This is a genomic window from Albidovulum sp. (assembly GCF_049646345.1).
In the GTDB taxonomy this organism is placed as follows: domain Bacteria; phylum Pseudomonadota; class Alphaproteobacteria; order Rhodobacterales; family Rhodobacteraceae; genus Albidovulum.
On the sequence record NZ_JBARVQ010000823.1, the window covers coordinates 1 to 3086 of the forward strand.

The following is a 3086-nucleotide window of genomic DNA, read 5'->3' on the forward strand; positions in this document are numbered from 1 at the left end:
GACCACGTGCAATCACGGCTTCCGCATCGGGCAAGGGCAGCTTGCCCTGCGGCGCATCGACCAACCTCAGGACATAGTGATGCCAGGGCTTCGCGGCGAAGGCTGTCAGGTTCTGGCGGCCGATGGCAAGGAAGATGCAGGAGGGTTCCTCGGGCAGGGCAGCAACGGCAGCGGCGAGGTCGGGGACATGGGTCCAGTCATCGCCCGCGCCCGCTTCCCAAGGCGTGCGTTCGAAGGCGCAGAGCGGCGTATCAGTGTCTATACAGGCGGAAACCGCATTCCGGCTCATCGTGGCGGCGAAGGGATGGGTCGCATCGACCACATGGGTTATGCTTTCGGCCCGAAGATAGGTCGCAAGGCCATCCACGCCGCCAAAGCCGCCGATACGGGTCGGCAAGGGCTGTTCGACGGGGGCGTCGGTGCGCCCGGCATAGGAAAAGACCGCATCCACGCCCTTCGCTGCGAAATGACGGGCAAGCTGGCTCGCCTCTGTCGTGCCGCCGAGAAGAAGGACGCGTGTCATGTCTGATCCGTGGCTGACGATCATTGGTCTGGGCGCAGATGGTCATGCCGGGCTTTCGGATGCAAGCCGTGTCGCACTGGCCGAGGCCGAAATCATCTTTGGTGGTCTAAGGCATCTGGATCTGGTTGCGGCAGGCGCGCGGGGTCGCGAATGGCCGGTGCCGTTCAGAATAGACCCTGTTCTTGCGGAAAAGCCCCGTAAGGTCGTGGTTCTGGCCTCGGGCGATCCGTTCTGGTTCGGGGCGGGGGGCTCGCTTTCGGCGCATCTTTCACCCGGCGAATGGGTCTCGCATCCCGCCCCTTCGACCTTTGCGCTTGCCGCATCGCGGCTCGGCTGGCGGCTGGAAGAGGTGATCTGCCTTGGCCTTCATGCCGCGCCGTTCGAACGGCTGATGCCGGTTCTGGCGCGCGGCGTGCGGGCGATCTGCCTTGTGCGCGACGGCGCGGCTGTGACAGCGCTTGCCGAATGGCTGGTCGCCAAGGGCTTCGGCCCGTCGGGGCTGACGGTGCTGGAATCGCTTGGCGGGCCGTCCGAGCGCATTCGTCATGCAACGGCAGAGGGGTTCGATATCACCGACGCCGCCTATCCGGTCGCCGTGGCGATTGTCGCCGATGGTGCTGCGGGCCTGCCGCGTGTCGCAGGCCTGCCGGATGAAATTTTCGCCTCTGACGGCGTGATGACCAAGCGGCCGGTGCGGGCGCTGACGCTTTCGGCTTTGGCACCGCGTCCCGGTGAGGTGCTCTGGGATCTTGGCGCGGGGTCGGGATCGGTCGCGGTCGAATGGTGCCTTGCCGCGCCGGGGGCTATGGCGCAAGCGGTTGAGAACCGCGCGGATCGGGCCGCGAATGTGCGGGCAAACGCGGCTGCCTTCGGCCTCTCGCACCGGATGGTTGTGACCGAGGCGGATTGGACCGCAGGCGTGGCGAAGTTGCCGAAGCCGGATGCGGTATTCATCGGCGGCGGGGCGAATTCAGCCGGAATAGACACTGTTTGGGCAGCAATCCCGGCGGGAACACGCCTTGTCGTCAACGCGGTGACGATTGAGTCCGAGGCATTGTTGGCTGCATGCCATGCCGGGAAAGGTGGACATCTGATGCGGTTCGAGATTGCCAGCACCGCCCCCCTGGGCCGGATGCGTGGCTGGGAACCGGCGCGGCCGGTCGTGCAATGGAGCGTGGTGAAATGAGGGTTGCCGGGATCGGCTTTCGCGGGGCGGCGACCGTGGCCTCACTTCTGGACGCGCTGGAACGCGCGGGCGGCGGGGCAGAGCTGTTGGCAACGGCTTCGGTCAAGGTCGATGCACCGGTGGCGCAGAACCTGGCGATAGAGCTGGGCCTCGCGATCTGCGGTTTCGGGCGCGAGGCTCTGGCGGCAGAGGACGTGCTGACGCAATCGGCAAAAGTGGCTGAACGCTTTGGCACCGGATCGGTGGCCGAGGCGGCGGCTCTGGCAGCGGCCGGGCCGGGGGCGCGACTGTTGGGGCCGCGAGTTGTATCGGGCGACGGGCTGGCCACGGCCGCCATCGCGATTGGGAGAGACGAATGACAGTACATTTCATCGGCGCCGGACCGGGCGCCCCCGACCTTCTGACCCTGCGTGGCCGCGACCTGATCGCGTCGTGCCCGGTTTGCCTTTATGCCGGATCTCTGGTGCCCGAGGCGGTGCTCGGCCATTGCCCGGACGGCGCGAAAATCGTCAACACCGCGCCTCTGTCGCTGGATGAAATCATCGCCGAGATCCAGACGGCGCATGCAGCGGGCCACGATGTGGCGTGGCTGCATTCGGGGGACCTCTCGGTCTGGTCGGCCATGGGCGAGCAGTTGCGCCGTCTGCGTGAGCTGGACATTCCCTATGACGTGACGCCGGGTGTGCCCTCCTTCGCCGCCGGGGCTGCCGCCCTTGGCGCGGAACTGACGCTGCCGGGTGTGGTGCAATCGGTGGTGCTGACCCGCACCTCGGGCCGGGCAACCTCCATGCCGCCGGGCGAGACCTTGGAGAATTTCGCCCGCACCGGTGCGGTTCTGGCGATCCATCTGTCGGTTCATGTGCTGGAGAAGGTCGTGGCGGAACTGACCCCGCATTACGGCGCGGATTGCCCGGTTGCGGTGATCTGGCGGGCAAGCTGGCCCGATCAGCGCATCGTGCGGGCGACGCTGGAAACGCTGGAAACGGCGGTCGGGGCCGAGATGGAACGCACGGCGCTGATTTTTGTCGGTCGCTCCATCGGGGCCGAGGAATTTGATGAAAGCAGGCTCTATGCCGGCGATTATGACCGCCGGTATCGCCCCGTCGGCACCGCCCCGCGTTTCCCGGAGACGGGGGCGTGACCCCTTTGGTTTCGTCCCGCCTTTGGCGGGCCGACCGAAGCCGGGGGCTGTCTGCCCCCCGCACCCCCCGAGGATATTTGCGCCAAGCGGAAGGAATAGACCGAAATGCCTGATGGTCTGATCATCTCGGCGCCAGCTTCGGGCACCGGCAAGACCACGCTGATGCTGGGGCTTCTGGGCGCGTTCCGGGCGCGGGGGCTTGAGGTGCAGCCGTTCAAGTCGGGGCCGGATTACAT

The 3086-nt window shown here is 66.6% G+C and carries 5 protein-coding genes; 4 read left to right on the forward strand and 1 reads right to left on the reverse strand.

The genetic code is table 11. The annotated features are described in order from the left end of the window. Nucleotides 1–523 (reverse strand): cobalt-precorrin-6A reductase (locus WBB85_RS21540; RefSeq protein WP_432640623.1); only part of this gene is annotated, 523 nt, incomplete at its 3' end. On the opposite strand from WBB85_RS21540, the gene cbiE reads away from it, so the two are divergent. From cbiE to WBB85_RS21560, 4 genes are all read left to right on the forward strand, one after another. Further along, a complete protein-coding gene (cbiE, locus tag WBB85_RS21545; RefSeq protein ID WP_432640624.1) occupies nucleotides 522–1709 on the forward strand; it encodes a precorrin-6y C5,15-methyltransferase (decarboxylating) subunit CbiE in 1188 nt (395 codons plus the stop codon). The two genes, WBB85_RS21540 and cbiE, sit on opposite strands and share 2 nt — an antisense overlap. Next, nucleotides 1706–2068, forward strand: coding sequence for a cobalamin biosynthesis protein (locus WBB85_RS21550; protein ID WP_432640625.1), 363 nt, complete (start codon nucleotides 1706–1708; stop codon nucleotides 2066–2068). The genes cbiE and WBB85_RS21550 overlap by 4 nt, the downstream gene beginning before the upstream one ends. After that, nucleotides 2065–2850 carry a precorrin-4 C(11)-methyltransferase gene (gene cobM / locus WBB85_RS21555; protein ID WP_432640626.1) on the forward strand — a complete coding sequence of 262 codons (786 nt, stop codon included), beginning with the start codon at nucleotides 2065–2067 and terminating at the stop codon, nucleotides 2848–2850. The genes WBB85_RS21550 and cobM overlap by 4 nt, the downstream gene beginning before the upstream one ends. 105 nt (nucleotides 2851–2955) lie before the next feature. Next, on the forward strand, nucleotides 2956–3086 hold a 131-nt coding region (locus tag WBB85_RS21560), incomplete at its 3' end, for a hypothetical protein (protein ID WP_432640627.1).

What these genes read in the sequence shown, in the direction of transcription:
- cbiE (WP_432640624.1), top strand. Translation starts at nt 522, where the DNA reads ATGTCTGATCCGTGGCTGACGATCATTGGTCTGGGCGCAGATGGTCAT.
- cobM (WP_432640626.1), top strand. Translation starts at nt 2,065, where the DNA reads ATGACAGTACATTTCATCGGCGCCGGACCGGGCGCCCCCGACCTTCTG.
- WBB85_RS21550 (WP_432640625.1), top strand. Translation starts at nt 1,706, where the DNA reads ATGAGGGTTGCCGGGATCGGCTTTCGCGGGGCGGCGACCGTGGCCTCA.